Origin of the sequence: Dysgonomonas mossii DSM 22836 (assembly GCF_000213575.1) — a bacterium.
GTDB classification, from domain to species: Bacteria; Bacteroidota; Bacteroidia; order Bacteroidales; family Dysgonomonadaceae; genus Dysgonomonas; species Dysgonomonas mossii.
The window spans coordinates 477,583-500,305 of record NZ_GL892006.1; the positions used below are offsets into that span (position 1 = coordinate 477,583).

Genomic DNA, 22,723 nt, shown 5'->3' on the forward strand with positions numbered 1-22,723 from the left:
TTAAGCTATGCATTAAAACCTATTTGGTAAAGAATTTAATTCTCTCCAAGCAATTTTTTCTCAGCAGATATTACTTTTTCAAATTCGAATTGATCTACAATTTGCTGCTTGAGTATATCAATACTATCATTGCACAGATTGCCAATACTGCCTTCGTGCGTATGATGTACTTCTTTATTGTGACTAAAATTCCCTTTTTCTATTTCCAACCCAACTTGCTTATAAGCATCACGGAAAGGAATACCCTCGAGAACCAGTCTGTTAACTTCTTCGACACTGAATATCAAAAGATATTTAGGGTCATCGAGTATATGTTCGTTTATCTTCACCTCACCCATCATTTGCGCAACCATATGCAAACAATCATTCATTTCTTCGAATGAAGGAATAAATAATTCTTTAATTATTTGCAAATCTCTGAAATATCCGGATGGAAGATTATTGGTGATCAACGTTATATTGTTGGGTAAGCCTTGCAGCTTATTACATTTTGCGCGTGTAAGCTCAAATACATCAGGATTCTTTTTGTGAGGCATTATGCTCGATCCTGTAGTATATTCGTCAGGCAATTTAATAAATCCAAAATTCTGACTGTTGTATAAGCATGCGTCATACGACAATTTCGATAATGTTGCGGCAATGTTAGCTATAGCAAAAGCGACGACACGCTCCATCTTACCACGTCCCATCTGTGCATAAACAACGTTATAATTCATGGAGTCAAAACCTAACAGATCGGTTGTCATCTGACGATTGAGTGGAAATGATGATCCGTATCCCGCCGCCGATCCAAGTGGATTCCGATTACATATCCGATATGCAGCCAAGAGTAATTGCAGATCATCCACAAGACTTTCGGCATAAGAACCAAACCATAGTCCAAAAGACGAAGGCATAGCTATCTGCAAGTGCGTATAGCCGGGCATAAGGATATTTTTATATTCCTCACTTTGCTCCAAAAGAACATCGATTAGTTTCGTAACCGAGTTTACGAGAGAATGAATCTGATCGCGGGTAAAAAGCTTGAGATCAATGAGTACCTGATCGTTACGGGAACGACCACTATGAATCTTTTTACCGACATCTCCCAGCTTGCGGGTAAGCATAAGTTCTACCTGAGAATGCACATCTTCAATACCATCCTCTATTACGAATTCGCCAGAAACTGCCAGTTTATATATTACCTTCAGCTCTTTGATTAAAACAGCCAATTCTTCTTTTGTCAAGAGCCCAACAGACTCCAACATGGTAATGTGAGCCATAGAGCCTAAAACATCATAAGGAGCAAGATATACATCCAACTCCCTGTCTCGTCCAACGGTATAAGACTCTACATCTTTATTTACTTGAACGCTTTTTTCCCAAAGTTTCATTGGTATTCCTCTATTCTTCCTTTATTCAAAATATCAGCATAAGGCAAAGCAGAAAGACTTTCCGCTACCTTATCTAATCCTGCCTGCAATGGTTTAGAAACCATAGGTTTCAAGAAAGGATTCAAATCTGCTTTAATCGTGAGTTTCATCTTTGTTTCGTCGTCAGCCGAGGATTTTAGTTGTATCCACATTGTGACATCAAAAGGCAATTGCTCTGCCTGAAATTTTATTGTTTTATTGGGGTCACGTTCAACCACAACAAAACGTATTTTTCCCACGGGATCAACAGTAACGGTACACGAATCCTGATCAAAAGACAAATCTTTGACCATATTCTGAGGTATCTTATCTTTAGCCAGTTCCAGATTGTTCAAATCGGAAAGTACTGTATATATATCCGCATCAGAATGCGGAACAGTTTTTACTTCACTTACAAATTCAGCCATTATATATTATGGATTATTTCCAATCAGCCGGAGACTTTCTCCATTCCTGCAATGTATCCAGATCAGACTCGGCGATATATTCTATACGTAAAGCCTCTTTTAGGACAGCATCGTAATCGGTAAGAGTAATTAGTTTCACATCAGCTTTTTTAAAATTTTCTGTTGCAACAGGAAAACCATATGTAAAATTAGCAACCATTCCAATTACCTCAGAGCTATCGCGACGAATCGCCTCTACTGCTTTAAGACTACTCGATCCTGTAGATATAAGATCCTCTACTACTACAACTTTACTGCCCGGTTTCAACTCACCCTCGATAAGGTTTTCCAATCCGTGATCTTTAGGTGTAGCCCGTATGTAAACAAAGGGTAAACCTAATGCATCAGCTACTAAAACTCCCGGTGCGATAGCTCCTGTAGCAACTCCTGCTATGGCATCAGCCTCCTGAAAATTTTCGAGAATAAGACGAGATAATTCGGTTTTAATAAAAGTACGTATGCGAGGATACGATATCAACTTACGATTATCACAATAAATAGGTGATTTCCATCCTGACGCCCATGTAAAAGGGTTTGAAGGTTGCAGTTTAATAGCCCTAATACTAAGTAATTTTTCAGCAGTCAGTTTCTCTAAAGTGTCCATTTTTGTTTGATATAAATAACAACAATCAATATTATTCGGTTACAAATATACAATTAATAGAAATAACAAAAGAAATTATACCATAAAGAAAATATGAAATAAAGATAAAGAACGTTTTATAACGCAAAAAGGAGCTACTTAATGAAAGTAACTCCTTTTGTATAGAAAGTCGTATTGGTGGATATACCGAAACTCCGTAAAACAGGATTTGAGTGCTTCGATCCCTTTGTAATCCACCGCGCTAAGCAACCCGAAGGTGTGGCCCGCCATTAGAATCAAAAGCTTGTCTCGGTCATTTTTTAATTGATGAGCTTCCCAATCGACCAACACGACTTAAATCTTTATATCAAATATATGAATATTTATCCTTCACTCCAAATAAAACTTCAATATTTTACTTGTTTTTGCTTCGTACTACAGCCACATCCCGAACATCCGCAGCTACCTTTTTGCTCATTCTTAGAAAAAAAGAATCCGTAAATTTTAAACAATACAAGCAAGGCAACAGATAGGCCTATAATACCAACAATAATTTCTTGAAACATATATTTATCCTCCGTTTCTGAAAACAAAGTTACATAAGATAAAAGAAAGTTGACGTTAAAGAGAGGTTAAAAGACATAAAAAAACTCCAAGCAAGAGCTTGGAGTTTTTATTATAATACATTCTTCTTATTTAGGAAGAGCTGCTGACCAATTCGGATTCTGAACTACACCAGATCCTGAATTAATTTCATCAGCTGGTATTGGAAATACAAATTTCGACACATCAAAATTTGGTTTCGTACCATTAACAACTGTAATTAATTCACCTGTACGTCTAGCATCATAATATCGGTGTCCTTCTTCAAAGAATTCGCGAACACGCTCTTTAGATATAAAGCCCAACAAGTCTGCTTTTGTAGAAGGCAACTTATCTGGAGAAGTAATCGCTACGTCTCTTTTAGCTGTGTAAAATAAAGCTTCTTGAGCCAGTTCAATATTCTCTGCTTTTGCTTCTACTTCTGCAATAATAAGATACATCTCTGATTTGCGGAATACGGGTATATTATTAACGGCTTGAGCAGTAGAAATACCATCAAATTTAGCAGGATGCGAACCATTTATAAGCCCTAATCTTATATCTGTACTGTTAAAAAACTTACTCGCAAAACCTGTTACTAGAGCTCCTTTGTATGAACCATATAATGTATTCAATGCATTGGCTGAAAGGTTATCATCTGTAGTTTTGCTAATAGTAAAGATATCTTCATCCGAAATTGCAATTGATGACCACATAGATATATATCCTTCATTAGAAGGTTCTTTATAACCTTTTAATTCTATTGCCTTCTGTGCTGCAACTTTTGCTGCAGCCAGATTTCCCATATAAAGATTAACTCTTGCCTCTAGAGCATATATCGCAGCACGATTGAAGTAGAAAGCTGAAGGCTCCTTAATGTCTGCAGATAATGCATCTTCCATCAACTTTTTTGCTTCGGTGATGTCCAAAAGTATGCGATCATAAGTTTGCCCTACAGTTGCTCTTTCTGTTTTTTCAAAAGCATCCAAAGGTTTATCTACTAACAATGGTATACCTAAATTATTTGTACCAGCATGATATGGTAATGCAAACATATTTACCAAAGTAAAATTAGCCAATGCTCTTAGAGAATAACATTGAGACACATACAAGTTAATATTTGCTTTATCTGCATCAGACAAATTAGGCGACGAGCTTAACACTTTATTAGCCCCTTGTATAGTACGAACACAACGGTCTATAACTTTATAACCATATTCCCAAACCTCTTCCAGTTCGCCAGTAGCAGATTCAGAAACTACATAACGACTAATATTAGCGAAATGACCTGAACTTTGGCTACCAACAGCTATATCAGCAGACATATCACCAAAGGCCACCACATTTTTACCATAAAAACGGTATGTACCTAAAGCCCAGTATGCTCCAATCATACCGTTTTGAACATCCTGTACCGATGTATATGCCTCCTCGGTAGGAATATCTTGATAGTTCTCAGTATCCAGACTACAAGACGTTGTCATCGCCGAGATCCCCAATATCAATAATAATGATATATATATTTTTTTCATAAAATCTTTCTTTTTTTATTTAAAAACCAAGTGAAACTCCAAATGTTATTGTTCTCGGAAGAGGGAAGTTCCACCATTGAACACCATTAGCACCAACACCCGATGGATCAAAACCTCTATAATCCCCGTCTGTGAATGTATATAGATTTTCTGCATTTACAAATACACGTGCAGAGCTAATATATGCCTTTTTAACTAAGTCTTTAGGCAATTTATAACCTAATGCCAACGATCTTATTTTCAGATAGTCTCCATTCATCAAAAACCTAGAAGATGCTGAATTTTCATAACCAGTATCAAAAGCTGTCAATCTTGGAACCTTTGCATTATCTCCAGGTTTCTGCCAACGGTTATCAAATACATATGAAGTATACGTACCATACCATGTTCCCCCGATTTGTTCATCATAGCGAAGATTATTGCCATATATTTTTCCACCTAAAGAGTAATTAAATTGTACGGCTAAATCAAATCCTTTGTATTCGAATCTTGTATTAATAGAGCCTAGCAAATCAGGATTAGGATCACCTACATATCTCTTTGTCGCAAGGTTATAATTTGTAGTAGTTTCATCTCCTGTTGCATTCAAATACCACAATCCGTCTCCTGTTTCAGGATCGACACCAGCCCATTCTTTCATCTTGAACTGATATAACGGACGACCAACTTCCGTGATCGAATATGTTCCTTCTATAGGCAAATCTGTACTTAATTTTTTTACTTCATTTTTATTTGTTGCAAGAGTCACTCCAACACTCCATTTCAGATCATTCTTATTAATAATATTTGCATTTACAGAGAATTCGAACCCTTTATTAGCCAACTCTCCAATATTACTATAGTAAGAATTCAAACCTGTAACAAATGATGTCGGTACGGCAAAAACCATATCTGTTGTTTTATGGTAGTAATAGTCAGCTTCAACATTCAAGATATTGAATAAAGAAAGATCGACACCAACATTAAATTTGTTTGTTTGCTCCCATTTCAAATTTTTGTTACCAAACTGAAGGCGTCCGCTTCCCGGTATACCATTATAATTATATCCGAAACCAAACAGATCATTTGCAGCATACCAACCATCTGTACCTGCTCGACCAACCTCCTGGTTACCAGTTGTTCCATAACTTGCACGGATAGTCATATTATTCAACCAACTTTTAGTTGATGCCATAAATGCTTCTTCTGAGATTCTATATTTGGCACCTAACGACCAGAATGAAGCCCATCTCTTATTAGAACCAAAACGAGAAGAACCATCATAGCGGAAACTACCCGATAGATAGTATTTAGACTTATAGTCGTATTGCGCATTCAAGAAGTATGAGTTCAGTAGAAGCTCATATTGATATGTAGCAGCGCTGCCAGGTACTGCGGCATTAGCTACCTGATCCAGAAAATCTACAGGATAGTTGCTCGCTGACAAATACGCTTCTTTCATCATTGTCTTTTGTCCTTCTTGACCAACTAAAACATTTAAATTATGTACATCCTTAAATGTTTTAATATAATTCAATGTATTTGTTATAGTCAAGAGGGTTCTGGTTGTTGTAGAATTCTCCCCCATACCTCTCATGTCTGAACCTTGAGGCTGTAAGAATGACCAATAACCAAATTCGTCAAGATAATAAACATCAGCCCCAAATTTTGATAAGAATGTTAGATTTTCATTCAGATTCAATCGCAAGTATGGAGATACTATAACTCTATATTGTTTTGCACGGCTTTTGTCACCATTCGCACTTCTCTGCGCAACAGGATTATACCCATTTATCGTATTAAAATTCCATCCTCCATTAGCATCTTTAACCGGAGTAAGAGGAGATTGCATGTATGCCTGAGTAATAGGGTCTGAATAATATCCACCACCTGAACCCATATTAGTTTCAGTTAGTGATAAGTTTGTATTCAATCCATACTCAACAAACTTTGTTGGAGCCTGATCAAAATTGAAACGAAGAGAATATCTAGATAAATCCTTACCTATAATAAAAGAATCATTATCAAGATAATTAAAAGACAAATAATACTTAGGAGCTGTTGGTGAAAGTGCTCCTCCCTGTAAATCAAGACCATATTCCTGAACGAAGCCAGTACGAGTTACTTCATCATACCAGTTTGTATCATTATCCATGTCAAAATCCGTATACCACGCATAAAATTCCTTCATACCCTCTTCTGTATAAGGAAGACCCAATTTATAAACTCCTTGGTAGTAGTCTACAGTAGAGTCATCACCATATACATTATGATCATTAATTAAAGCTTCGGTAGCAAGTTTTATATTCTTATCCCTATTGATCAACTTATAGTTTTTATTTACAGAAGGACGGTTTTCTACACCTAGTTTTGCTGTAAAGTTCACTGTTGGTTTACCTGATTTCCCCTTTTTAGTAGTAATTACAATTACTCCATTGGCAGCACGCGCTCCATAAATGGAAGTAGCTGTTGCATCTTTCAAAACGGTAATACTTTCTATATCTGAAGATGATAATGTAGACAATGGACTTAATTCTTGTCCTTCATCCTTACGAATTCCTACAATATCCGAAGAAATAGGAATACCATCCACTACATATAACGGCTGAGTACCAGAATTAATTGAATTACGTCCACGAATAAAAATATTAGCAGGTGCTCCTGGCTGTCCAGAACTAATATTCATTTGAAGTCCTGGAACTGTACCATCCAAAGCTTTGATAACGTTAGCATCGTTACGGGATTCAATATTAGCTTGTCCCACAACAGATGCGGCTCCCGTAAAAGCAGCTTTTTTTGTTACCCCATAACCTGTTACGATGACTTCGTCTAAAACTGTCTCATCACTTTTCATTGTCACCTTCATATTTGGGGTAACTCTAGCCTCAACAAGCTGCATTCCCACCAAAGAAAATACCAATACACCCTTTCCTTCTGGAACACTAATAGAAAAAGCTCCATCAACATCTGTTATCGTACCAATAGTTGTTCCTTTTACAACAACCGAAGCTCCAACAACAGGCTCACCAATATCATCTAAGACAATACCGGTAACACGAGTTGTTTGGGCTGTAATAAATCCTATGCTTATAAATAAGCAGGATAGAATTAACATCACTCTTTTCATCATACAAACACTACTTTAATTTCTAAATTAAAACTTCAACCCAACACTAACACTTTGATGCAATATCAGACTTTTTAGCATTAGTTTGTTTTTTGATATACAAATTTAGGCAATTTTCACGAAAAAACAAATCTTAGATTAAATTATACAAATTTTATCATTTTGAAAGTAAAACATAATTAAATACAGATTTACAAACATATACAAACATCTAAAACGTTAAATAAATAACATATTGAAACCACCGAGAAGCTATATACAAAAAAAATATTCAAAAAACAGATTCGTTATTCTCTTGAAAAAGCAGAAATTTAACATTTAATCATAACTTTTTCAAAAAAAAAGAAAAGAGCAACCAAAGTCGCCCTTTCCATATTATAATTACAACAATAAGAAACAATAGAATAAAAAAGAAAGAAAATAAGAGAAAATCAGAACAAACATCCAACTTGATAGACTACAAAAGAAATAAACCAGGCTAGTAAAGTTGTGTAAACAATACTAAAAACACCCCATTTCCAAGAGCCGGACTCTTCTTTTATAGCAGCAATAGTTGCGACACATGGAAAGTAAATTAGCACAAAAAGCAACAAACTGACAACTACCAATGGCGTAAATGTCGTGCTCCCATCTGTTTGCTTATCAGCTAAAAGACGAACCTCCAACGATTCCTGATCTTCAGAGCTCCCTGTATACAACACACCCAAGGTGCTTACTACAACCTCTTTGGCTGCCATACCCGAAAGAAGACTAACACTTATCTTCCAGTCAAAACCGAGAGGCCTCATTATAGGCTCTATCGCTTTGCCCACACGACCAATATATGAATCTTCTTGATGTTCTGTATTTCTACCTTCCTCTATTTCTTCGATTTGAGCAATCTTTTCTTCATCACCTAACCCTTCTTGCTGCTCAACATGGGTTATCATATTATCATATTTCAACTCCCGTTCTTTGTCTCGTGGAAAATAACCTAAGAACCAGATGATAATAGATGCAACCAAAATGACACCTCCCATTTTTCGCAAATACTGCTGAGATTTATCCCACATATGTATAGTCACCGACTTAATTGTTGGCATACGGTAAGGTGGTAATTCCATTACAAATGGCGTGTCTTCTTTAGGGAAAAGAAAACGCTTGAATAAGCGGGCAGATATCACAGCCAACAGAATCCCGGTAAAATATAAACCAAATAAAGCGAAGCTTGCATACGACTTAAAGAAAACCCCGACAAACAACAGATAAACAGGCAACCGTGCGCTACAAGACATAAACGGATTGACCAACATGGTTATCATACGACTATTACGGCTTTCGATAGTTCTTGTAGCAAGTATCGCAGGCACATTGCAACCAAATCCCATAACCAATGGAATAAAAGATTTTCCATGCAATCCCATTTTATGCATCACCTTATCCATTATAAAAGCTGCCCGAGCCATATAGCCGGAGTCTTCCATAAAGGAAATAAAAGCATACAGGATCAATATATTGGGAAGAAAAACTATAACACCGCCAACACCGCCAATAATACCATCAACAATTAAGTCTTTAAGCATACCGTCAACCATATTTCCTCGGATAAAATTACCGAGTACTGCCACCCCGTTTTCAATCCACTCCATAGGATATCCACCCAAACGGAATGTACATTCAAACATCACCCACATAAAGAAGAAAAATACAGGAAAACCAATATACTTATTAGTAACCACTGCATCTATCATCCGAGTTATATCGGATTCGAAAAGTTTTTCTTTGAGTGTCTGCTTCAAACCTCCTGCCACAAAACCATATCGGGCATTCGTCAGCACGGACTCGGTATCTTCTTTTAGGGTATCTTCTATATATTTAACCTCACTGTCTCTCAGAGCATAGATATCCGCAGCATTTGACAATGAGCCGACATAGGAGTCTACATCCTTATCTTTTTCCAACAATTTTGTTGAAATATAACGGCGGGGGAAAATTAACGACGTTTCTTTTTCCTTTTCAAGAAGTATATTGAGTTTGCTTATTGCATTTTCTACAACATTACCATAATATATATGTACACGTCTAACGATAGGTTCTTTCTCCTCATAGACACGTATCACCGCATCGAACAGATCACCTATACCTACTCCCGTTTTAGCCACTGTAGGAACAATAGGAATACCAATCATCTGAGACAGACTCTGATAATCAAATTCGCTCCCGGTTTCCAACAGTTCGTCATACATATTAAGAGCGATCACCGTAGACACCTCCATATCGATAAGCTCGGTAGTCAAATATAGGTTTCGCTCGAGATTAGAAGCAGCAACAATATTGATTACCACATCGGGTTTATCTTCTACAATATGTCTTCTTACAAACAATTCCTCGGGAGTATATGCCGAAAGCGAATAAGTTCCGGGCAAGTCGACAACTTTAAAAGTATAACCTCCATGCTTAAACTTTCCTTCTTTCGAATCGACAGTTACCCCTCCATAGTTGCCTACATGCTCGTGAGCTCCGGAAGCAATATTGAAGAGGGAAGTCTTTCCGGCATTAGGATTACCCACCAATGCTACCCTTATTACTTTTTTCGAATCAGAATTTGGTTTTCGCAATGAGGCTACGACATCTTCCGTGGTGGAATAATAATCTAAAGATCCATCTGTCAGAGAGTGTGACAGATTCTCATCCCTTACTTTATGTGGTTCCGGATATATAACTTCGATTAGAGCGGCTTCGCTTCTTCGGAGCGAAACCTCATAATCCATTATTTTATATTTAATCGGGTCTTTGAGGGGAGCATTTAATATCACCTTTATGGTTTTCCCTTTTATAAAACCCATTTCGAGAATACGTTTACGAAAAGCACCACTTCCATTTACGCGTACAATGACACCTTTCTGTCCCGTGTTCAAATCAGATAAAAGCATACTAAAAATCTTTCACTTAATTAGAGATACAAAGATGGGTATTTTTTATATAAAAAGAGAAGGAAAAATGACTTTATTTAGAATGAGTATAAAAAAGAATCTTTACCGAATAAGAAAACAAACCTCACCAACACAAGCAGAAATAACAATCACCACAAGCCACATCGAAATGAAAATCACCTGATTAAACAAAAAAAAGGAAAAAGATAAACCAATGCTCAAGAGGAGCGTAATCAATGACAAAACCCCAAACCTACTTTCACAAGCAGATAATGAGATAAAAACACTTGTTAGTTTAAAGATAAGAGTCATTGCAGGATAATAAATGCCCAATAAATCCTTCGTCACTCCTCTCTTGCATTGGAATATATTGTATAAAGTATTTTAAAGATCAGAATATAAAGGAAACACTTATTAGCATAATTTATTACTAACCTATAACAAATTTATTAAAAAAAATGGGTTTTTATATTATAGCAGTAAATTATGTATAGCTCTTTTTTATTTACATAGATGGCATTTGTACTATTCCACAGCCTTCTAGGAGTTTGTAATAAAGCTCTCCCTTTTAATTTTCACAAAAGTAAAGTAATTTTTATATTCTGCAAAAAGAATAAGCCCATTTTATAAAATTTGAATACAGAATGAGTTAATCTATTTCACTATATTTGCACTCTATTTTAATAATAGCGCTGTGATTTATCCGGAAAACTTTGAATATAAAATAGGATTTGACAAGATCCGCCAACTACTCATAGCAAAATGCTTAAGTCCACTGGGGGAAGAAAAGGTTACCAATCTGGCCTTCTCTTCTGATTATACACATATATCAGAATCGTTGTCTCAAACCGAGGAATTTATGCGCATCATAAACGAAGAAGACAACTTCCCTACAAATTATTTTCTTGACGTGAGGCATGCTCTACGCAACATACGGGTAGAAGGTACATGGATAGACGAAGCAGCCTTGTTTGATTTACGAAGATCGTTACAAACAATACGGGACATTGTTCTTTTCCTAAAAAAGGAGGAGGAAGAAAATACCCCTTACCCATACTTGTATGCATTGGCCGGAGAAGTTGCCATATTTCCCCAGCTAATAAGTAAGATTGATAATATTCTGGATAAGTTTGGACGCATAAAGGATAATGCATCGGCTGAGCTAAGCCGCATACGGAAAGACATAGCACATGTTTCGAGCGGAATATCGCGAAGCCTTAATGCAATCCTACGTACGGCTCAGAACGAAGGGCTTGTAGAAAAAGACGTAACCCCCACTATGCGTGACGGACGCCTTGTAATACCCGTAGCACCCGCATTTAAGCGAAAGATAAAAGGGATTGTACATGACGAGTCGGCTTCGGGCAAAACTGTATTTATAGAACCCGCCGAAGTAGTAGAAGCCAACAACCGCATAAGAGAGCTGGAAAGTGAAGAACGCAGAGAGATTATAAAAATACTGGTGACATTCACCGATATACTTCGCCCGCTGGTAGCAGACATATTGCAGTCGTATGAATTTCTGGCTACAATCGATTTTATAAGAGCAAAAGCTACATTTGCTATCGATCTCGATGCTATAAAACCAAGCATAGAAGACAAGCAAATTATAAGATGGTACAGAGCGAAGCACCCTCTGCTATTTATTTCTCACAGAAAACAGAATAAGCAAATTGTACCTCTCGATATAGAACTAGAGGAAGACAATCGCATTCTTATTATTTCGGGACCAAATGCAGGAGGAAAATCCGTTTGTTTAAAGACAGTGGGACTACTTCAATACATGGTACAATGCGGAATACCGATACCTTTAGCAGAAAATTCGAAGGTAGGGATATTCAATAAAATATTTATAGATATAGGTGACGAACAGTCTATCGAAAATGATCTGAGTACATACAGCTCGCACCTAACCAATATGAAGTTCTTTGTAAGAAACTGCGATAAAAAAACAATCTTACTTATAGACGAATTTGGAGGTGGAACCGAACCGCAAATCGGCGGCGCAATAGCCGAATCACTGCTTAAACGCTTTAATGAAAAAGAGTCTTTTGGAGTAATTACAACTCACTACCAAAACCTCAAGCATTATGCAAATGAACACAAGGGCGTTATCAATGGGGCAATGCTATACGATCGCCACCTGATGCAACCGCTGTTCACTTTATCTATAGGCAACCCCGGAAGCTCTTTTGCGATAGAAATAGCCCGAAAAATAGGTTTGCCCGAAGATGTTATTACCGACGCCTCTGAAATAGTAGGCAGTGATTATATCAATATGGACAAATACCTGCAAGATATTGTCAGAGATAAACGCTATTGGGAAACTAAGCGCCAAAGTATCCGTCAGAAAGAAAAACGACTTGAAGAGATTACCACAACATACGAAACAGATCTGTTGAGTGTCGAGAAACAACGAAAAGAGATACTCCGTCAGGCTAAGGCTGATGCAGAACGGGTTTTATCGGAGGCCAATGCTAAAATAGAGAATACGATACGTACAATTCGTGAATCGCAGGCCGAGAAGGAAAAGACAAAGCAAGCACGATTAACACTGAATGAGTTCAAATCGTCATTGGAAGACGATAAGATTTTCTCGGATGATAAGATAGCCAAGAAAATTGAGAAGTTAAAAGAGAAAGAAAAAAATAAAAAGAAGAAAAGCGAACAGCCGAAAGAAAGTAAAGAACAAACTATCGCTCCCGGAGACAATGTACGCATCAAAGGGCAAACTTCAATCGGACAAGTCCTTGACATACAAAAAGGAAGCGCTACAGTTGCATTTGGCATGATCAAATCGACCGTCAAACTCGAAACGCTTGAATACATAAGTAAAAATCAGGTAAAACGTGAAACCCGCAGCACTACAGTCAGCGTAGCAGCCAGCGACGATCTCCGAGAGAAGAAACTCAACTTCAAGCAAGATATAGATGTGAGAGGTATGCGTGGCGAAGAGGCACTGCAAGCTGTCATGTATTTTGTAGACGATGCAGTACTCGTAGGGGTCTCACGAATACGAATATTGCACGGAACGGGGACAGGAGCACTAAGACAGATGATACGAGATTATCTCCGTACAGCTCAAGGTGTACGAAATTTCCAGGATGAGCATGTACAATTTGGAGGTACAGGAATTACTGTAGTAGACCTTGAATAATTAAACAGAAAAGCAAAAGGATAAAGAGATGGCAAAAACTGCAATTTTGATAGGAAGTACCGGATTGACGGGTTCTCATCTGATGAAAATACTATTAAATAGTGACATCTACGATAAAACGATATGTTTTGTACGTCGCGAAACTAAAATATCGCACCCCAAACTGGTTCAGCATATCGTAGACTTCGACGACGTAGACTCGTATAAAGATTATATGGAAGGCAATGATATGTTTTGCTGCCTGGGAACGACCATCAAAAAAGCCGGAAGCCAAGAAGCATTCAAAAAAGTAGACCTTACCTACCCTCTTCAGTTTGCAAAGGTAGCTGCGGTAAATGGAATAAAGCAATTTTCGATAATATCAGCCATTGGTGCTAATCCGGAATCGAGCAACTTCTATTTACGGATAAAAGGCAAGTGTGAAGAAGAGCTAAGGAAATTGCCGTTCCAATCTATATCCATATTCAGACCATCGTTATTGGAAGGCAACAGGAAAGAGTTTCGGCTTGGAGAAAAAGCACTGAGTTTTGCCATGAAAATATTCTCCATATTTCTTACAGGCAAATTAAAGAAATACCGTCCTATCAAAGCCAAGGATGTAGCTGAAGCCATGTATAGAGTTGCTCAACAGAATACAGTAGGGCTTCATGTATATCGTTCGGACGAGATAACAGAGATTGCGAAATAAGGTTTCACATCAGCAATCTTAAAACCTACTATTATGAAGAAGGTTCTCTTATTCTGCTTACTCTCCATCTCTTTTCTTCACCTTTTTGGACAAGATGTTTCTTACACAAAAGGCGACATTGCCGGACGGTGGGTAGAAGTAAAAGAAACAGACAAGCCGGGGCAATATTCAGAGCCGGAATATCCTTATATATACATATTCAAGGATGATTATACTTTTCATTTGGGAGAATCAATGAACGGAGTCATTCTTTTCAATATTACAGGAAAATATTTAATAGAGAAAAACAGCATAGGCATTACTTATTTTGAATTCCTACAAAACAGCAATACTAAAAAACTCACAAAAAAAAAATTGTCGTTACAAATACGATCCATCAAAAACGGAATAATGAGACTATCCGTTTCCGATTACGATTTTTCTTTTCCGCTCATATTAAAGAGGCAAAATTTGAATCGATAAGACTGGATTAACATCCCTAAATAACAATTTACAAAAAAATACAATTACTATATACAAAGAGGCTAAAATGATAGAATACAATTAAATAAAGCAAAAACAAAGCCATACATTCCATTCTTTTACAGATATTATTATATCTTTGCACAGCAAACAGGCATAAACTATACAAAACGTTCTCCAAATGATAATGACGAAAAAACTACTTTGCATTTTTCCCTTAATATGTACTATTATAGGATTAAGCAGTTGCAACAGCGATACTCCTGACAAACCGAATACCAATACAGAAACAATTACTCCATCCGACCTTACCAAGGATGATTTGTTGGGCACATGGGAAATATATAACTCGGAGAAACAAGTAATTAAAGTAAAGGAAGATGGATCGGAATCAGCATATCCAAATTTCAGATCAATAGATTACGACGGATTTATCAATAAGTTTTACATAGACTCGAAAGGTGTTTACACATTCGAAAACTCAAATGTACTGGATGAACTTATAGATAAAGGTACCTACGATGTAAAGGATGGTCTGATCACCATGAACGTTACACAACATAACGGAAGAGATACTTCTTTTGTAAATACTGAAACAATCTCTATATTTTATAAAAACAAGGAGGCTTTTACTGTATTCAAACACTTTACAGTAGATGGCTATAAGATCAAAGACGGCAGATCGATGAGAAATATAGAAAAAGCGCCTAATATACATCCCAATATGGAGAAAGTAGATGTTAAGGGCAAATATAGCAGCCTGCTCGGAAAATGGGAAGTATATGATTATCAGTTATTGGCTAATGGCGTATACGACGCTACTTATTCGAAAGAAACGCTGGCTAAGCTGAAAGGCAACACATACACCTTCAAAGACGAGGGAAATGGAAAGACATCGGTAAATATAGATTTCCGTGATCCGGATAATGATGGAGTACAAATCACAGGTAAATATCCCGTAAAAATCGTTGACGATATTGTTTATTATTTTGTAGACAATGCAGTTGACACACTAGGAAATCATGTACCCACAGCCCCTTTCCTTTGGGTTACGGACTGGAAAAAAAGAACGGATTCGTCTACGAATAAAGAATTTGATTCTTTTATTAGCTTCAACAAGTTCAGGACAGATGCCAGACCTGACATAATATACGAAATGAGAAGATTCCTCAGAAGAATAGACTAGAAAGCATCATACACATACATACACAAATTATAGAAGAACAGGCAAACCTACAGTCCTGTTCTTTTATATTTTAGAGACCTGTCTCCTCCTTGCTTAAAGACTAAAGAGTCGACAGTTAAAGTGTATATATCAAGCTTATTATCGAATACAGAATCTTTATACAACATCAGTGTAAAATTATGGATAACAAAGGTAAAGTCAGACTTTGCAAGTCCGACAATTTCTTGCGTACACTTATTTCCATTAAAGTATAAATATACATCTTGCTGATTCAGGTCTAGGTCTGCCGAATCATTCTTTTTCGATTCCACAGCCACAAGCTGCCATTTTCCTTGTATCATCTGGTTATTTACCTCATCGCTATTGTAGGGTTTGCAACTACCCAAGAATAGGAAAGTAAAGATAACACCAACAAGACTTACCAATCTAATAGACATTCGTTCCATGTTTATCACAAAAAAACAAATTATTTTTCATTAACGAGACATTCGCTCCATAAAAAGACAGAATATTCTCATTGCTTTTACAAAATCCTGCTATATTTGTTCAACTGATTTTATTTATCTTTTTTAAATACCTTTAAGCACAAGTTACGTATGAAAACAATAGGGAATATAATATGGTTGATCTGCGGAGGCTTTATGATAGCTATCGAGTACTTCATTTCCGGATTTCTTATGTTATTAACCGTCATAGGCATTCCCTTCGGACTACAAGCTTTCAAGCTGGGGATACTTGCTATATGGCCATTTGGAAGCCATGTTGAATCGAAAGACTATGCTCCGGGCTGTCTCAATCTGGTGATGAATATTATATGGATCATAATCGGAGGATTCTGGATTGCCCTTACACATTTGTTTTGGGGGGTTCTTCTCTGTATCACAATAATAGGTATTCCGTTTGGAAAACAGCATTTCAAACTGATACATCTGGCTCTTGTACCTTTTGGAAAAGAGATCAGATAAACCAATCATCAAAACAGCTCTATCCCCTCCTGATAAGTCTTAAACTTCAGCTCGGGAAGTAATTCATTTCTCATACGATGGGTATCGCCATAGTATGACACCATTCCTATTTTGATAAAGTCTACTGTGAGAGGACTCTGTGTGCCAAACAAAGATGAATACAGCTCAAAGCCTTTTGCAGCAGCCATTATCATCCACACAGGCATATGCCAAGGCTTGCAATTCCCTTTATAAGCAGTAATTTCGTCCAAAAATTGCTGTAAGGTTTGCACTCCTTCGTCACCGATGTGATATATTCCGTTGATACCAGGCCTCAATGCTGCGGCAATCGTGGCGTCTGCAAAATCAACTTTCGAAATAAGATGAATATATGTAGGTTTCCGCCACACGCCCAAAAGCCAATGTCGAGCAAACCACTGTGCAGCATCTATCATTAGTATCCCTTTGCCGTAGACCATTCCTACCCGCAGAGAAACAGCCTCTATACTATATTTTTCACCATAACCGAACAAGAGTTTTTCTTCTTCGAGACGAGTACGGGCATGCATCGATTCGGGATTTCCTGTTAAGTGCCCTGTTGCTGGATTATCGGGAGTACATTCTCCTTCCACATGGGGAAAACTAATCAAGATTATACGTTTTACCTTCTGCTGTACAGCTGCGTCGAGTAAGTTTTTAAAGTATATTGTGTTTGTTGTAGGCAAAAACTTTTCGGGATTGGCTTTGAACAAAACCCCGGCAAAATGTACAACCACATCAACTCCGGCTAAAGCGTCATCCAATGTTTTGGGGCTTGCCAGATCGACCCGGAACACAGATACATTGTTCTTACCTTTCAGATTCTCGGCTACATCTTTTTTATGTATCAGCAAATTCAGGTGTACATTTTCTTTGTGTTGAAGTTCCTGAGCTAAGAGCCCTCCTAAGTTTCCGGCAGCCCCGGTGATAGCTATTTTCTTCATTGTGCAATTTTTGTTCGAAATATAAATATATGAAATATTTCGCCATGTTACAGAAACATGTAAAGCCATCTACACAAAAAAAAGAGATAAACATACGATCATCTCTTTCTCTATATCATAAAAAACAACCGGAGTTAAGCCTTCGCTGCATTTGCTTTAGCCTTTGCTTCTATTTCCGACAATTCGTTTGCCAGCTTTCCTGCCACCTCGCCGGTAACTTCATTTATTTTTTGTTTTCCTTTTCTTACTTCTTGCCTTGCCTTCACACCTACACGCAAAGCTTTGCTTTTGCCAACAGCCATGCCATAATCTAGCTCAGACTTCGCTTTGTCTGTAGCGTTGTTTACTCTTGTACGTAATTCCTCTCTTGTTTCCTCATCGGATAGTTTCAATGCTGCATATACACCTAGTGCACCTACAGCCAAACCTAAAATAAATCCCTTCATAATGTGCTGTAATTTATGTGTTATATAAATCTATTTTTAACAAATATAAGATATTTATAATGATAACAATCAATTAAATGCATTTGTTTACTTTAAATAACTTGTATATTCCTTTTTTAGGATAGTTAAACACAATGAATCAAATCTGATTTTTGAATTAAGAAAGTTTATAATGCAAAACCATTCTATATAGATTCTGATTATTTTTTCCTACCTTCAACCCCTCTAAAGCGGTATACTGATGAAACATTTACTTTTTTGTTTTTCATTCTTCACTATCTTGATGGCATGCAGCACTCAGCCTACACTGGAGGGGCGTTGGGCTGTGGAAATGGAACACAACCGTGACACTGCCATTATAGTAAACGGAGATACCATTGTAGCTCCGGAGTTGAAGATAGACCGAGATTCTATGTATCTGGAAATAAAAACGAATGGTCTTGTCAGCAAAACAGAATGCTTAGGCTTTTATACGATAAACAACAATCTCATTACCGTTACGGATAGAATGGGAAAACAAAGGACAGAAAAATTTGAGATAAAAGACGATGTCCTAACCATCTTAGATAAGGATGATCCCAATAAGATTATAATGAGGCTGGTTCGTATCAGAGAAAAAGAATCGGACTGACGAGCAAACCGCATCCGACAAAATCCTATTATCAATCATCTAAATCACTTTCCGTAATCGCAAACAAAGAAGAAAGTGTAATCACCTACAGTTTTGGCATTCACCTCGAGCCATCTCAGTTTATTTTTAGATGTAACTGTTTTTTGAATCAGTTTACCAGATGAGTCATAATCCTCTACAGATAAGACTCTAAAGCGTCTGTTCGAACAATCGTACATACTATAATAGATACAGTAACTGAAATCGTTCCATTTCTCCGCCTTTTCCGGCTTTTTCATCCCCACATACCTGTCTCTTATTTTATCCACATACGCCTTACGAGCTTCGGCAGACGTGTATATTCGTTTTTCGTAGGCGTAAGACACTGCTCCATCTTGTTTTAGATTGAGGGTGTCTGTATAAATCTCCATGTCTTCGGTTACGGCTACATTGTGCCAACCATAAATATCTGCTCCCACCTGACGGGACGTCTGACAAGCCGAAAAAGACAGTACGGCTATAATTGTGATTAATATCTGTTTCATCCCGATTTTTCGTTTAATGCACATCAATCAATTTTCTTATAATAATGACATCTGTCTATTTATAAATAGAAAATGTAAACTTACAAAATAACCTGAAAGGAATGCCAGTCTTTGATCTAATTCTCTGATAAAATAGTTTTCAACATCAGGTTTACTTATCATTTTTTATTTAATAATATTACTATCTTTGCTATAATAAGATAAGCGAAACGAAAACATTGCATAGACAAAACATCTTTGCTAAGAACTCTTTAGCGAATGTATGTATCCATACATTTCTTTAGATTTTTAAATTTGTAACTTAAAAATGAAATATATATCAATATTCTGCGGCTCGGCCTCAGGTTCTGATAAAATCTTTGCAGAACAAGCAACCCTCCTCGGAAAAACAATCGCACAAAAAGGCTATGGAGTTGTATATGGAGGTGCACACGTAGGACTTATGGGATATGTAGCCAATGGGGCACTAAGTGAGGGTGGAGAAGTGATAGGTGTTATACCCGAATTTCTAAAAAGCAAGGAGTTGGAGCATACCAACCTGACAGAGATTCATATCGTAGAAACAATGCACCAGCGCAAAGCCTTAATGAACGATATCAGCGATGGAGTTATAGCTTTACCGGGAGGATACGGAACCTTGGACGAATTATTTGAAATGCTTACTTGGGCTCAATTGGCATTACACAAAAAACCGATAGCAGTATTGAATACCAACGGATATTACGATCCGCTTATTACAATGTCGAAAACAATGATCAAAAATGGTTTCCTGAAAAATGAATATCTTGATCTTTTGTTGGTAGATGGTAATATTGGCAGTTTGCTGAAAAAAATGGAAGATTATATACCTCCTACCAATGACAAATGGTTTGAAGTGAAATAATCCTTCAATCTTAATATACAAACTAAACAAAACACACCTTAGTATGAAAAAGTATTTATTCATTGCAGTGGCAATGCTGGGATCAGTTACAATTGTAAATGCCCAGACCGTAACAAAACGTGTTGTAGATAGGACAAACAAAGGAGACTCGAAAACGCATTACAATTATTTATTACTGGATGCTGTCAATTACAGTGATGCAGCATACTCCAGATATGAAAAATTGGTGCAAGATGTGTGGGATAAAAAATCGAATGCTAACCTCACGAAAAACAAAATAGAAGCTTTGGAGGAAATCGATAAATACCTGACGACCGTAAAAGAGACTCCTATATACAAAGGGGGAGAGAGTTACCAACTTGCAGTATTGGCATATCTCAGTGCTGTAAAAGACAAAGTTATTGCTCTGGAGCATTTGGGAACACTGGGCGATGATGCAAACACCGACGCTATAGTGTACAACAAAGCATCTGCTAAATTTACAGACATATCGAACGAAGCCATTGATCTGAGAAACAATGTTAGAGATAAAAAAAGTGAATACGAAAAGACATTCTATATACAAAAATAAAACAATATAAATATGGCACTTACTGTTGGAGATAAAATACCTGAAATTTTAGGAATCGATCAGGACGGAAAAGAAGTAAAAGCATCCGACTATAAAGGGAGTAAGCTTGTATTATATTTCTACCCCAAAGACAATACCCCGGGCTGTACGGCTCAGGCCTGTAGTATCCGAGACAACTTTTCGCAACTCCGAAAAGCCGGTTACCAAATACTGGGCGTTAGTGTCGACAATGAGAAGTCGCATCAGAAGTTTATAGAAAAGCAACAACTGCCTTTTCCTCTGATTGCCGATACAGACAAAAAGCTTGTGGAGCAATTCGGTGTATGGGGAGAAAAAACACTTGCCGGACGTAAATACATGGGCACATTTCGCACAACATTCCTGATAAACGAATCGGGCATTATAGAGCAAATAATAACTCCGAAGGAAATAAAAACCAAAGAGCATGCTCAACAAATATTAGATCTAAATAAATAAAAGTTTTATATAATTATCAAAGAGAAATAATGGCAGAAGAAAAAGAAAAAAAAGCAGCCCCTAATACAGAGAAACTGAAAGCTCTGCAAGCTGCAATGGACAAGATAGAGAAGAGCTACGGAAAAGGCTCGATAATGAAAATGGGCGATGATAAAGTCGATGAGATAGCTGTTGTTTCTACAGGTTCTATAGCCCTGAACGCTGCACTTGGTGTAGGTGGATACCCTCGTGGCAGGGTGATCGAAATATACGGTCCCGAATCGTCAGGTAAAACAACCTTGGCTATACATGCTATAGCCGAAGCACAAAAAGCAGGAGGTATAGCAGCCTTTGTGGATGCTGAACATGCCTTCGATCGTTTTTATGCCGAAAAACTGGGTGTTGACATCGAAAACCTATATATATCGCAGCCCGACAGCGGTGAGCAAGCTCTCGAAATAGCAGAGCAGTTGATTCGTTCTTCGGCTATTGATATCATTGTTATCGACTCGGTTGCCGCACTGACTCCTAAAGCAGAGCTGGAAGGCGAGATGGGTGATTCTAAAATGGGATTGCAGGCTCGTTTGATGTCGCAGGCATTACGTAAATTGACTGCTGCTATCAACAAAACAAATACCATCTGTATATTTATCAACCAGTTGCGCGACAAGATCGGTGTTATGTTCGGTTCGCCCGAAACAACTACCGGAGGTAACGCCCTGAAATACTATGCATCTGTACGCCTCGACATTCGCCGTATCGGACAATTGAAAGACGGAGATGAGGTAAGGGGTAGCCAGACTCGTGTGAAGGTAGCAAAAAACAAAGTTGCTCCTCCTTTCCGCAAGGCTGAATTCGATATCATGTACGGTGAGGGTATCTCTCGCTCGGGAGAGATCATAGACCTTGGCGCAGAGCTTGGTATCATCAAGAAAAGCGGTTCGTGGTACAGCTACAATGAAACCAAACTGGCACAAGGACGTGAGTCGGCAAAAGAAGTGATAAAAGACAATCCTGAGTTGGCAGAAGAGATAGCAGGCTTAATTTTTCAGGCATTGAAAGAAAAACACTAATATAAGTAAAGCAATCTAGGAATAGCGAAGAGGCTGCTTGAAGAGTAAAACTATATTTTGCTCTTCAAACAGCTTTTTTTATTATCATATCCCTTTCTATTTATCTTATATAAAGAGTGCATCCGAATATTATCGACCCATTATTC

General features: G+C 37.5%; 20 protein-coding genes. 10 read left to right on the plus strand and 10 right to left on the minus strand.

Features of this window, described 5'->3' with window-relative positions:
- Positions 1-35: 35 nt before the first annotated feature.
- The 6 genes from argH to feoB form a co-directional block, all read right to left on the minus strand.
- Positions 36-1,379 carry an argininosuccinate lyase gene (gene argH, locus HMPREF9456_RS08895; RefSeq protein WP_087880104.1) on the minus strand — a complete coding sequence of 448 codons (1,344 nt, stop codon included), beginning with the start codon at positions 1,377-1,379 and terminating at the stop codon, positions 36-38.
- The gene (locus tag HMPREF9456_RS08900) at positions 1,370-1,819 is read right to left on the minus strand and encodes an SRPBCC family protein (RefSeq protein ID WP_006843173.1); all 450 of its coding nucleotides are present in this window, start codon (positions 1,817-1,819) and stop codon (positions 1,370-1,372) included. The genes argH and HMPREF9456_RS08900 overlap by 10 nt, the downstream gene beginning before the upstream one ends.
- Positions 1,820-1,832: 13 nt before the next feature.
- Complete coding sequence (pyrE, locus tag HMPREF9456_RS08905; RefSeq protein WP_006843174.1) at positions 1,833-2,462, minus strand: orotate phosphoribosyltransferase; 630 nt, start codon at positions 2,460-2,462, stop codon at positions 1,833-1,835.
- A 671-nt stretch (positions 2,463-3,133) separates the two neighbouring features.
- A complete protein-coding gene (locus tag HMPREF9456_RS08910; RefSeq protein ID WP_006843176.1) occupies positions 3,134-4,555 on the minus strand; it encodes a RagB/SusD family nutrient uptake outer membrane protein in 1,422 nt (473 codons plus the stop codon).
- Positions 4,556-4,574: 19 nt separating this feature from the next.
- Positions 4,575-7,664 (minus strand): SusC/RagA family TonB-linked outer membrane protein, encoded by a 3,090-nt coding sequence (locus HMPREF9456_RS08915; protein WP_006843177.1) that lies wholly within the window; start codon positions 7,662-7,664, stop codon positions 4,575-4,577.
- Positions 7,665-8,092: 428 nt separating this feature from the next.
- Positions 8,093-10,573, minus strand: coding sequence for a ferrous iron transport protein B (feoB, locus tag HMPREF9456_RS08920; protein ID WP_006843178.1), 2,481 nt, complete (start codon positions 10,571-10,573; stop codon positions 8,093-8,095).
- Between the two features lie 694 nt (positions 10,574-11,267).
- On the opposite strand from feoB, the gene HMPREF9456_RS08925 reads away from it, so the two are divergent.
- From HMPREF9456_RS08925 to HMPREF9456_RS08940, 4 genes are all read left to right on the plus strand, one after another.
- A complete protein-coding gene (locus HMPREF9456_RS08925; protein WP_006843181.1) occupies positions 11,268-13,730 on the plus strand; it encodes an endonuclease MutS2 in 2,463 nt (820 codons plus the stop codon).
- A 28-nt stretch (positions 13,731-13,758) separates the two neighbouring features.
- Positions 13,759-14,418, plus strand: coding sequence for an oxidoreductase (locus HMPREF9456_RS08930; protein ID WP_006843182.1), 660 nt, complete (start codon positions 13,759-13,761; stop codon positions 14,416-14,418).
- A gap of 33 nt (positions 14,419-14,451) precedes the next feature.
- On the plus strand, positions 14,452-14,880 hold the full coding sequence (locus tag HMPREF9456_RS08935; RefSeq protein ID WP_006843183.1) for a lipocalin family protein: 429 nt from the start codon (positions 14,452-14,454) through the stop codon (positions 14,878-14,880).
- Between the two features lie 181 nt (positions 14,881-15,061).
- Positions 15,062-16,066, plus strand: coding sequence for a hypothetical protein (locus HMPREF9456_RS08940; protein ID WP_006843184.1), 1,005 nt, complete (start codon positions 15,062-15,064; stop codon positions 16,064-16,066).
- 47 nt (positions 16,067-16,113) lie between these two features.
- On the opposite strand, the gene HMPREF9456_RS08945 is transcribed toward HMPREF9456_RS08940, so the two are convergent.
- Positions 16,114-16,503 (minus strand): lipocalin-like domain-containing protein, encoded by a 390-nt coding sequence (locus HMPREF9456_RS08945; RefSeq protein WP_018074891.1) that lies wholly within the window; start codon positions 16,501-16,503, stop codon positions 16,114-16,116.
- A 159-nt stretch (positions 16,504-16,662) separates the two neighbouring features.
- On the opposite strand from HMPREF9456_RS08945, the gene HMPREF9456_RS08950 reads away from it, so the two are divergent.
- Positions 16,663-17,031, plus strand: a complete 369-nt coding sequence (locus tag HMPREF9456_RS08950) for a YccF domain-containing protein (protein ID WP_006843186.1) — start codon at positions 16,663-16,665, stop codon at positions 17,029-17,031.
- Between the two features lie 8 nt (positions 17,032-17,039).
- On the opposite strand, the gene HMPREF9456_RS08955 is transcribed toward HMPREF9456_RS08950, so the two are convergent.
- Together HMPREF9456_RS08955 and HMPREF9456_RS08960 are read right to left on the minus strand one after the other, a co-directional pair.
- Positions 17,040-17,993, minus strand: coding sequence for an NAD-dependent epimerase/dehydratase family protein (locus tag HMPREF9456_RS08955; RefSeq protein ID WP_006843187.1), 954 nt, complete (start codon positions 17,991-17,993; stop codon positions 17,040-17,042).
- A 134-nt stretch (positions 17,994-18,127) separates the two neighbouring features.
- Positions 18,128-18,439, minus strand: coding sequence for a hypothetical protein (locus tag HMPREF9456_RS08960; protein ID WP_006843188.1), 312 nt, complete (start codon positions 18,437-18,439; stop codon positions 18,128-18,130).
- 241 nt (positions 18,440-18,680) lie between these two features.
- Between HMPREF9456_RS08960 and HMPREF9456_RS08965 the strand changes: the two genes are divergently transcribed.
- Positions 18,681-19,070: a hypothetical protein gene (locus HMPREF9456_RS08965; protein ID WP_006843189.1), complete on the plus strand. Its 390-nt coding sequence runs from the start codon at positions 18,681-18,683 to the stop codon at positions 19,068-19,070.
- Between the two features lie 44 nt (positions 19,071-19,114).
- Here the strand turns inward: HMPREF9456_RS08965 and HMPREF9456_RS08970 are convergent, their stop codons facing one another.
- Positions 19,115-19,594, minus strand: coding sequence for a surface-adhesin E family protein (locus tag HMPREF9456_RS08970; RefSeq protein ID WP_006843190.1), 480 nt, complete (start codon positions 19,592-19,594; stop codon positions 19,115-19,117).
- 307 nt (positions 19,595-19,901) lie between these two features.
- Between HMPREF9456_RS08970 and HMPREF9456_RS08975 the strand changes: the two genes are divergently transcribed.
- Genes HMPREF9456_RS08975 through recA form a run of 4 tightly spaced genes read left to right on the plus strand, consistent with a single transcriptional unit; the run spans position 19,902 to position 22,577 of the window.
- On the plus strand, positions 19,902-20,477 hold the full coding sequence (locus HMPREF9456_RS08975; RefSeq protein ID WP_006843192.1) for an LOG family protein: 576 nt from the start codon (positions 19,902-19,904) through the stop codon (positions 20,475-20,477).
- 43 nt (positions 20,478-20,520) lie between these two features.
- A complete protein-coding gene (locus tag HMPREF9456_RS08980; RefSeq protein WP_006843193.1) occupies positions 20,521-21,048 on the plus strand; it encodes a hypothetical protein in 528 nt (175 codons plus the stop codon).
- A gap of 12 nt (positions 21,049-21,060) precedes the next feature.
- Positions 21,061-21,525 carry a thioredoxin-dependent thiol peroxidase gene (gene bcp, locus HMPREF9456_RS08985; protein WP_006843194.1) on the plus strand — a complete coding sequence of 155 codons (465 nt, stop codon included), beginning with the start codon at positions 21,061-21,063 and terminating at the stop codon, positions 21,523-21,525.
- Positions 21,526-21,554: 29 nt separating this feature from the next.
- Positions 21,555-22,577, plus strand: coding sequence for a recombinase RecA (gene recA, locus HMPREF9456_RS08990; RefSeq protein WP_006843195.1), 1,023 nt, complete (start codon positions 21,555-21,557; stop codon positions 22,575-22,577).
- Positions 22,578-22,723: the final 146 nt, after the last annotated feature.

Coding starts and splice junctions, on each gene's coding strand:
- feoB (WP_006843178.1), bottom strand. CDS start 10,573: ATGCTTTTATCTGATTTGAACACGGGACAGAAAGGTGTCATTGTACGC.
- HMPREF9456_RS08965 (WP_006843189.1), top strand. CDS start 18,681: ATGAAACATTTACTTTTTTGTTTTTCATTCTTCACTATCTTGATGGCA.
- HMPREF9456_RS08940 (WP_006843184.1), top strand. CDS start 15,062: ATGATAATGACGAAAAAACTACTTTGCATTTTTCCCTTAATATGTACT.
- HMPREF9456_RS08935 (WP_006843183.1), top strand. CDS start 14,452: ATGAAGAAGGTTCTCTTATTCTGCTTACTCTCCATCTCTTTTCTTCAC.
- HMPREF9456_RS08975 (WP_006843192.1), top strand. CDS start 19,902: ATGAAATATATATCAATATTCTGCGGCTCGGCCTCAGGTTCTGATAAA.
- HMPREF9456_RS08930 (WP_006843182.1), top strand. CDS start 13,759: ATGGCAAAAACTGCAATTTTGATAGGAAGTACCGGATTGACGGGTTCT.
- HMPREF9456_RS08970 (WP_006843190.1), bottom strand. CDS start 19,594: ATGAAACAGATATTAATCACAATTATAGCCGTACTGTCTTTTTCGGCT.
- HMPREF9456_RS08900 (WP_006843173.1), bottom strand. CDS start 1,819: ATGGCTGAATTTGTAAGTGAAGTAAAAACTGTTCCGCATTCTGATGCG.
- HMPREF9456_RS08960 (WP_006843188.1), bottom strand. CDS start 18,439: ATGAAGGGATTTATTTTAGGTTTGGCTGTAGGTGCACTAGGTGTATAT.
- HMPREF9456_RS08910 (WP_006843176.1), bottom strand. CDS start 4,555: ATGAAAAAAATATATATATCATTATTATTGATATTGGGGATCTCGGCG.
- HMPREF9456_RS08955 (WP_006843187.1), bottom strand. CDS start 17,993: ATGAAGAAAATAGCTATCACCGGGGCTGCCGGAAACTTAGGAGGGCTC.
- HMPREF9456_RS08945 (WP_018074891.1), bottom strand. CDS start 16,503: ATGTCTATTAGATTGGTAAGTCTTGTTGGTGTTATCTTTACTTTCCTA.
- HMPREF9456_RS08950 (WP_006843186.1), top strand. CDS start 16,663: ATGAAAACAATAGGGAATATAATATGGTTGATCTGCGGAGGCTTTATG.
- bcp (WP_006843194.1), top strand. CDS start 21,061: ATGGCACTTACTGTTGGAGATAAAATACCTGAAATTTTAGGAATCGAT.
- pyrE (WP_006843174.1), bottom strand. CDS start 2,462: ATGGACACTTTAGAGAAACTGACTGCTGAAAAATTACTTAGTATTAGG.
- HMPREF9456_RS08980 (WP_006843193.1), top strand. CDS start 20,521: ATGAAAAAGTATTTATTCATTGCAGTGGCAATGCTGGGATCAGTTACA.
- recA (WP_006843195.1), top strand. CDS start 21,555: ATGGCAGAAGAAAAAGAAAAAAAAGCAGCCCCTAATACAGAGAAACTG.
- HMPREF9456_RS08915 (WP_006843177.1), bottom strand. CDS start 7,664: ATGATGAAAAGAGTGATGTTAATTCTATCCTGCTTATTTATAAGCATA.